Annotated in this window: 6 protein-coding genes; 3 read left to right on the top strand and 3 right to left on the bottom strand. The window is 71.9% G+C overall.

Annotated features, from left to right (window positions below; genetic code table 11):
- Positions 1–404: 404 nt before the first annotated feature.
- The gene (locus ABZY57_RS06735) at positions 405–947 is read right to left on the bottom strand and encodes a GNAT family N-acetyltransferase (protein WP_356508836.1); all 543 of its coding nucleotides are present in this window, start codon (positions 945–947) and stop codon (positions 405–407) included.
- Positions 948–1,164: 217 nt separating this feature from the next.
- The gene (locus tag ABZY57_RS06730) at positions 1,165–1,968 is read right to left on the bottom strand and encodes a hypothetical protein (RefSeq protein ID WP_356508834.1); all 804 of its coding nucleotides are present in this window, start codon (positions 1,966–1,968) and stop codon (positions 1,165–1,167) included.
- 401 nt (positions 1,969–2,369) lie between these two features.
- On the opposite strand from ABZY57_RS06730, the gene ABZY57_RS06725 reads away from it, so the two are divergent.
- The gene (locus ABZY57_RS06725; protein WP_356508832.1) at positions 2,370–3,245 is read left to right on the top strand and encodes a LuxR C-terminal-related transcriptional regulator; all 876 of its coding nucleotides are present in this window, start codon (positions 2,370–2,372) and stop codon (positions 3,243–3,245) included.
- Between the two features lie 52 nt (positions 3,246–3,297).
- Here ABZY57_RS06725 and ABZY57_RS06720 read toward each other — a convergent pair whose 3' ends face one another.
- On the bottom strand, positions 3,298–4,305 hold the full coding sequence (locus ABZY57_RS06720; protein ID WP_356508830.1) for an EamA family transporter: 1,008 nt from the start codon (positions 4,303–4,305) through the stop codon (positions 3,298–3,300).
- A 142-nt stretch (positions 4,306–4,447) separates the two neighbouring features.
- On the opposite strand from ABZY57_RS06720, the gene ABZY57_RS06715 reads away from it, so the two are divergent.
- Both ABZY57_RS06715 and ABZY57_RS06710 read left to right on the top strand, forming a co-directional pair.
- Positions 4,448–5,404, top strand: coding sequence for a LysR family transcriptional regulator (locus ABZY57_RS06715; protein WP_356508828.1), 957 nt, complete (start codon positions 4,448–4,450; stop codon positions 5,402–5,404).
- A 10-nt stretch (positions 5,405–5,414) separates the two neighbouring features.
- Positions 5,415–7,277, top strand: a complete 1,863-nt coding sequence (locus tag ABZY57_RS06710) for a glycoside hydrolase family 3 N-terminal domain-containing protein (RefSeq protein ID WP_356508826.1) — start codon at positions 5,415–5,417, stop codon at positions 7,275–7,277.
- Positions 7,278–7,340 lie beyond the last annotated feature (63 nt).

Genomic DNA, 7,340 nt, shown 5'->3' with positions numbered 1-7,340 from the left:
TTGAGTTTTTTGTTGTGGCGGTTGTTGTTTTGGTGGGCTTTTTTGTATTTGGGTGGCCCTTTGGGGGGGGGGGGGGGGCCCCGGCGCCCGCGGGGCCCCGCTCCCGGTGCGCCCCGGCGGGCGGTGGGTGGGGTGAGAGCGGTGGGTGGGGCGGGAGGCGTCGCACCGGCCGGCCGGCCGCGAGGGGCCGTGGCGCACGGGCGGATCGGCCCGCGGCGGTGTACGGCGTGCTCGGTGCGGGGACCGCACGGCGTGCTCGGGCCGCGCGGCGGTCAGGAGGAGTGTTCAGCAGTGGCGCGGATGCGGGTGCGCGGGGCGTACGTCAGGCACGGTGCGCGGGACCTGCGTCAGGCACGGTGCGCGTACGGCGTGCTCCGTGCACGGCCCGCCGGTGGGGAGGGGGGTCAGCTCGCGACCGCGACGCGGTCGGACTCGACCTCGTGCAGCCAGGTGCCGGTGGCCTCGAAGTGGGCCGTGATGTCGGCGAGCCGGGCGTGCATGTAGAAGCCGGTGACGGGACGGCCGTCGGCGCGGGCGTAGTCGGGCAGCCGGCCGTATTCGCGGAAGCCCAGGCGCTGCCAGAGCACGGAGGGGCCGTCGTCGCGGACTTCGAGCGTGATGACGTCGCAGCCCATCTCGCCGACCTTGCGCAGGGCCTCGGCCCAGCCTTCGAGAAGGAACTGCCCGCGGTAGTCGGGGGCCACGACGCAACGGCGCATTTCGACGATGTGGCGCCGGGCGGGCAGCGGGGCCCGGGCGAGCGTCACCATGCCGACGATGCGGCCTTCGTCGTTGCGGACGTGGAGGAGGTCGACGGCGCCCTTGCGCAGATCGGCCTCGAAGGCCCGCATGAGGGGCAGGCCCTTCTCCAGGCCCACCGGTTCGTAGAAGCCGAGGGTCATCTCCTTGACCGCGACGGCGTCCATCAGTTCGATCATTTCGCGCATGTCCTGTTCGGACAGTTCGCGAGGCCATGAATAGTGCATCGTCTTCCTTGGTGAGTAGACGGGTGGAGCAGCCGGACCCCGGACATCGCGGCACTGCCCCCCGTGGGGGCCGTGCGGCACATCTGGAACGCAATGCCCGGGATCGCCGGACTGCGGGAATGCCGGCCCTTCGGCGCTTCGGCCTTCAGAGCGTCGCCGGCAGGTGGGGGCCGGTCGGTCAGACCGAAGCGGTGGCCTTCGTCTGCAGGTTGGTCTGTACGGCGGCGGCCGGTGCCGCCTGGGTCAGCAGCGAGGCGTCGGCGCCGGCGCCGAGCACGGTGGCCGCGTAGACCTCGACGAAGTAGGACACGAACAGCGAGTTGATCTTGATGAGGTGCTCGACGAAACGCTCTTCGTCGGCCTCGTCCTTGATGACGCGCATGATGAGGTTCCAGACCATGTCGACGTGGTCGTCGTCCTCGTCGAGGGCCAGGTGGGCACGGGCGCCCTTGGTGTTGGCGGCGCCGACGTGCTGCTCCATGATGTCCAGCCAGTCGGGCTGCGTCTTGCCCGCGATGTACTCCAGGTAGAAGCCGCTGATCATCGCGGCCAGCGGACCCTCGGTGGCCATCGTGTAGTAGAAGTAGCCGTTGAGCAGCTCGGTGGCGAAGGTCGGACGGATCGCGTAGATCTCCTCGTCCGTCATGCCGACCTTGTGCAGGTCGCCGGCGAACATGCGGTCGTGGCGGCCCTCCTCCGCGCCGTACAGGCCCCACTCCTTGCAGAGCTGCGGGTCCCTGGTGGCCCAGTAGTTGGCGATGAGCGGGTCGACGGCGCGCTTGAGGCCGATCCGGATCATCGTCTCGACGTTGTGGCGCTTGTACAGCTCGAGGTCGAACTTCTCCTTGTCGAGCATGCCGTCGGCGCCCGCGCTGCGCTCGTAGAAGTCCCGCTCGAACTTCAGCAGGAGCTCGTCGACGCGCTTGCGGAACTCAGGGCGTTGCAGGTTGGAGTACGTGTTGTACGACTTACTACGAGGCATCTCATCCCCAGCCGAGATCGTTGACTACCTGACCCGGACCAGTGGCGCCGGCGAGGTTCGCCACACCACCGGTCGACGGGGCAAGAAAGACGGTCACCGCGAAAGTTGCCGCAATGGCGATGAGGAAACTCGCTATACGTGGCATGCTTGCCTGCCCCTCGAGATGTCTTGCGGTCCGGATCAGCTTCGGCCTCATCCTGTCCGTTCCACGACATCCGGATCCATCCCTTTCTGGGATCATGTTGCCGCTGGCGAAAACATGACAGGGGGATGAATTGAACACAATCAGACAAGTCCACCCTTTTCCCGTGCCCCGGCTCACCCCTGCCGGAGACCGTCTCTACCGGTTCTGCGCACGGACACCGGGAACAACGTGCGACACGGCCGCCACAGCCCTCGGCATGACCACCGGGGAAGTGGAGGAGGCCGCGGCGTCACTGGACACCCTGGGGCTGCTCACCCAGTGCCCCGTGACCGGCATCTACACCCCGTACCCCGTGGACCACGCGCGCATCAAGGTCCTCAACCCGGCACAGCAGGACCTGAACGAGAACCAGACCTTCCTCGATCAACTACGCGGGGAACTGGATCAGTTGACCCTCGCGACGGCGCACCTGAAGGACAGTGCGGCACTGGAGTTGATCCCGGGCGTCGCGGAGGTCCGCAAACTCATCTCCGGCCTCGCGGTCGGCTGCCGCACCGAGGTGATGACCTCCCAGCCCGGCGGCGCCCGGGACACGGAGGTGCTCGAGGAGAGCCTGGAACGCACCGAACGGCTGCTGGAACGCGGCGTACGGATGCGGACCCTGTACCAGCACACGGCCCGGTTCAGCCCGGCCACCGCGTCCTTCGTCGGGCGGGTGGCGCCGCTCGGCGCGGAGGTCTGCACGCTCGCGCACGGGTTTCCGCGCTGCATCATCTTCGACAAGGAAGTGGCGATCCTGCCGCTCTCGGACGGATCCCACGGTGCGGCAGTATCGAAAAACAGCCACCTTGTCTCATTCCTTGTGGAGGCTTTCGAGCGGGCTTGGAGCGCGGCCGAGAAATTCACCTCGGATGACGACCGCCCGGCGCGCGCGGCCATTACCTCCGACATTCAGCAGACCATCGTCTCGCTCCTCATCCAGGGGGAATCGGACAATCGAATAGCGCACGTCGTCGGGATATCGTTGCGAAATTGCCAACGCCACATTGCGAGCATCATGAAGAGCATCGGAGCCCGCAACCGGCTGCACGCCGGATATCTGCTGGGCAAGGAGCCTTTCAACGGCGTCTGAGCCCGCGGTTCCCCGGTCGCGCGGGCGCGGCCGGGGAGCCGGAAGCCCTCCGCTAGCGAGCACCCGCGGCCGGAAGCGGAACCGGGTCGGGACCCGGCACGGGCACCTCCGCGGCCTGCGCGTCCACGGCCTGCTCCACGGCCTTCGCGTCCGCCTCCTGCGCCGCCACGTGCGCATCCGCCTGCGCCACCGCCGCGGCCCGGGGCTGCGCGGGGACCAGCGAGGTCACCGCCACGCCGCCGACCAGCAGCACGGCCGCCACCCAGCGCAGCCCGCTCACGCCCTCCCCCAGCACCAGCGCCGCAGAGCTCATCCCGAAGACGGGCACGAGCAGCGAGAAGGGGGCCACGGAGGAGGCGGGATAGGTGCGCAGCAGGAACCCCCACGCCCCGAAGCCGAACACCGTGGTGATCCAGGCGAGGTACAGGATGACGCCGACCCCGCTCCAGTCGAGCCCGCGCAGCGCCGCCAGGTCCCGCTCCGGCCCCTCCAGCAGGAGCGAGAGCCCCGCCAGCGGCAGCACCGGCACCACGCTCACCCACACCATGAAGTTCAGCGCGTCGGGTGGGGAGGCCTTGCGGGTCAGCACGTTGGACACGCCCCAGCACGCGGCGGCCGCGATCACCATCGTGAAGCCCAGCACCGGTCCGGAGGCGCCCTCGTCCACGGCGGCCACGGCGATCCCCGCGAAGGCGACGGCCATGCCCGCGATCCGCAGCCGGCCCGGGCGCTCCTTCAGCACGACGGCCGCGAACACCGCCGTGAACACCGCCTGCGCCTGGAGGACCAGCGAGGACAGCCCGGCCGGCATCCCGTTGTCCATCCCGGAGAACAGCAGCCCGAACTTGGCGATGCCGAGGACCACGCCGACCGCGATCACCCACTTCCACGCCACCTTGGGCCGCCCGACGAAGAACACCGCCGGCAGGGCCGCGGCCAGGAAGCGCAGGGCGGACAGCAGCAGCGGAGGAAACGATCCGAGCCCGAACTCGATGACGACGAAGTTGAAACCCCAGACCGCGGCTACGAGGACCGCGAGGGCGGTGTGCATGGGTCGCATGCTCCGAGCATCGGCTCAACAACCGTTTAGCACCAGCACAGATGTCTTCAGGGTCGGATGTAGCAGAGCTTCATCCAGCGATCCGCGTGCCGGACGACGCGGGCCCGGCCCGATCCGAACGGCACGCCCTAAGCTGACCGGCATGCTCGACCTCTCCCGGCTCCGCGCCCTGCACGCCGTCTCCGTCCACGGCTCGGTCGGCGCGGCCGCGGCCGCCCTCGGGTACACCCCCTCCGCCGTCTCCCAGCAGATCGCCAAGCTGGAACGGGAAACCCGCACGACCCTGCTCGAACGCCACGGCCGCGGGGTCGCCCTCACCGAGGAGGCCAAGCTGCTGGCCGAGACGGCCCAGCGGCTGATGGCCATCTCCGAGCAGGCCGAGACCGCGCTGGAGGAGTCCCGCGGCCAGCCCATCGGCCGGCTGCGGGTCGCCGCCTTCGCCTCGGCCGCCCGCGGCCTGCTCCCCGGGGTCCTCGCGGACCTGGCCCACCGCCACCCGGCCCTGGAGGTGAGGCTCACCGAGATCAACCCCCACCTCTCGATGGACCTGGTCTCGCGCGGGGTCACCGACCTGGCCGTCACCCACGACTGGGACATCGCCCCGCTGCCCGCCCCCGAGGGCGTGGAGCAGGCGGTGATCGGGGACGACCGCTGCGACCTCCTCGTGCCCGCCGGGCACCCCTTCACCTCCCGCGACGTCATCCACCGCTCGGACCTGGGCGGGCAGCGCTGGGTCTGCCAGCCGCCCGGCCGGGTCTGCCACGACTGGCTCGTACGGACCCTGCGCACGGCCGGGTTCGAGCCCGACATCACACACGTCGCCGAGGAGAACCACACCATCGTCTCGCTGGTCGCCGCCGGGCTCGGGGTGGCCGTCGTACCGCGGCTGGGGACCGGGACGCTGCCGCCCGGCGCGGTGGCCGTACCGCTGGAGCCGGGCCCCGTACGCCGGTTGTACGCCCTGTGGCGGACCGGGGCGGCCCGCCGGCCGGCGATCACCGAGGCCGTCCGGACCCTGCGCGAGCACTGGCCCCGCGTCGCCCCCCGTCCGGGGGACCCCGCGAGTGTCCGCCGCTCCGGGGACCCTGCCCCGCAGTAGGGTCCGGCGCGTGCCGAACCACGCCTCCCGCCGGACCCTGCTCACCGTGGCCGCCGTGGCCGCCGTCACCGCCGCGGGGGCCGCGTCGGCCGCGGTGGGCCCCGCCCGGAACCCCGGCGGCCCGGCCCCCGACGATCCCCGGCCGGGCGACCGCGCACCGCGGCGCAGTCCGGCGCCCCGGATCCGGCCGCGCGAGACGATGGCGCGCATGAGCCTGGCCGAACTGGTCGGGCAGCTCTTCGTGTCGCGGGCGTACGGGCATGCCGCGACCGGGCCCGATCCCGAGGACGCCGCGCTCAACCAGCAGAAGTTCGGGGTGCGCACCCCCGCCGAGCTGGTCGCCCGCTACCACCTCGGCGGGATCGTCTACTTCGGCTGGGCGCACAACACCCGCTCCCCGCGCCAGATCGCCGAGCTGTCGGCCGGGCTCCAGCGGGCTGCCGCGGACTCCGGCGCGGGCATCCCGCTGCTGCTCTCCGTCGACCAGGAGCACGGCGCCGTCGCCCGCGTGGGCAGCCCCGCGACCCTGCTCCCGGGAGCCATGGCGCTGGGGGCCCTGGCCCTGGGGACGGGCGGGTCCACCGCCGAGGCCCGCCGGGCGGCGCGCATCGCGGGCGCCGAGCTGGCGGCCATGGGCATCCGCCACAACTACGCCCCGGTGGCCGACGTGAACGTCGATCCCGCCAACCCGGTCATCGGCGTACGGTCCTTCGGCTCCGACCCGCACGCCGTGGCGGCCCTGGTCTCGGCCCAGATCCGCGGCTACCAGGGCGCCGGGGTGGCCGCCACGGCGAAGCACTTCCCGGGACACGGGGACACAGGGACCGACAGCCACGTCGGGCTGCCGCTGATGACCCACACGCGCGCGCAGTGGGAGGAGCTGGACGAGCCGCCGTTCCGGGCGGCCGTGGAGGCGGGCGTGGACGTGGTGATGACGGCGCACATCGTCTTCCCCGCACTCGACCCGTCGGGGGATCCGGCGACCCTCTCGCGGCCCATCGTCACCGGGATCCTGCGCGAACGCCTCGGCTTCCGCGGGGTGGTGGTGACCGACGCCCTCGACATGGCCGGCGTCCGCCAGAAGTACGGGGACGACCGGGTCCCGGTGCTGGCCCTGAAGGCGGGCTGCGACCAGCTGCTGAACCCGCCGGACCTGGGACTGGCCGTGCGCAGCGTGCTGGCGGCCGTGGAGTCGGGCGAGCTGACGCGGGCCCGGATCGAGGAGTCGGTGCTGCGGATCCTGGAACTGAAGGCCCGCCGCGGCGTGTTCGACGCGGCGGCACGGGACGGGGAGGCGTTCCGGGCGACGGACGCCGTGGACGCGGCGGTCGGCATCCCGGCTCACCTGGCGGCCGCCGGGGAGATCGCGGACCGTACGACGACCCTGCTGGCCAATCCGGTGAAGCTGCTGCCGCTGGATCCGGCGGACCGGCCGCTGCTCCTGGTCACCGGGACCGACCCGGTCTCCCCCACGGGTACGACGGGACCCCCTACCGCGGTACTGGCCCGGGAGCTGTCCGCGCTGGGCTGCCGGGCGACGGCCCTGCCGCCCGCCCGCGCCGTGGCGGCCGCTCCCGGCAACGCGGCCGTGCTCGTATGCACGTACAACGTCCCCGAGGGCGAGAGCCCGCAACGCGACCTGGTCACCGAACTGCTGGCCACCGGGGTACCGGTGGTCCTGGTGGCGATCCGCAACCCCTACGACCCCGCCAGGCTGCCGGCCTGTGCGGCCGAACTGGCCACCTACACCTGGACGGACGTGGAGCTGCGGGCGGCGGCCCGGGTGGTCACCGGGACCGTACGCCCCGCGGGGCGCCTGCCGGTCCCGGTGCCGGGCCGCTACCCGCTGGGCCACGGGCTGGCGTACGGGTGACCCCGTACCCCTCCCGCGGCCCCTCGGGTCCGCGCCTGTGGCGCTAGGGAGCTACGGAGCTAC

The organism is Streptomyces sp. NPDC006450 (assembly GCF_040612195.1).
Lineage (GTDB): Bacteria > Actinomycetota > Actinomycetes > Streptomycetales > Streptomycetaceae > Streptomyces.
This window is presented reverse-complemented; position numbering and strand designations above follow the sequence as displayed.

Bases quoted from the DNA above. Each gene is read 5' to 3' on its own strand.
- ABZY57_RS06715 (WP_356508828.1), top strand. From the start codon at position 4,448: ATGCTCGACCTCTCCCGGCTCCGCGCCCTGCACGCCGTCTCCGTCCAC.
- ABZY57_RS06725 (WP_356508832.1), top strand. From the start codon at position 2,370: ATGACCACCGGGGAAGTGGAGGAGGCCGCGGCGTCACTGGACACCCTG.
- ABZY57_RS06735 (WP_356508836.1), bottom strand. From the start codon at position 947: ATGCGCGAAATGATCGAACTGATGGACGCCGTCGCGGTCAAGGAGATG.
- ABZY57_RS06720 (WP_356508830.1), bottom strand. From the start codon at position 4,305: ATGCGACCCATGCACACCGCCCTCGCGGTCCTCGTAGCCGCGGTCTGG.
- ABZY57_RS06730 (WP_356508834.1), bottom strand. From the start codon at position 1,968: ATGCCTCGTAGTAAGTCGTACAACACGTACTCCAACCTGCAACGCCCT.